Origin of the sequence: Leifsonia sp. SIMBA_070 (assembly GCF_046534635.1) — a bacterium.
Classification (GTDB): domain Bacteria; phylum Actinomycetota; class Actinomycetes; order Actinomycetales; family Microbacteriaceae; genus Leifsonia.
Genome location: NZ_JAWRYK010000398.1, coordinates 1 through 265, shown reverse-complemented (window position 1 = coordinate 265; position 265 = coordinate 1). Strand labels below are relative to the sequence as shown.

Annotated in this window: 1 protein-coding gene; it reads right to left on the bottom strand. The window is 30.6% G+C overall.

Annotated elements, in window-relative coordinates; translation table 11 throughout:
• Positions 1-265: hypothetical protein (locus SB754_RS20820; protein ID WP_410784254.1), on the bottom strand; the 265-nt coding region annotated here is incomplete at both ends.

Here is a 265-nt window from a genome sequence, read left to right as displayed (position 1 = left end):
CCAACGTTAAGACTTCCGCTTCCGCAAACAAAAACCTTAAACTTCTTCAAAGACTTGTCTGGCTTTGGCTTCGGAATCATTAAAACAAAAAAATCATTATTATATTGCAAATAATTTGGCATTCCCTCAATCAAAAGAATATCTAAGATTCTAACATAAACTTGGTAATTCATTTTATTTCCTAAATGAATTTGAATACCCTTTATTGTGTCGTTTTCACGATTCAATTTTCGAAGCTCTAACTGAAGATTATTTAGATTAGTAC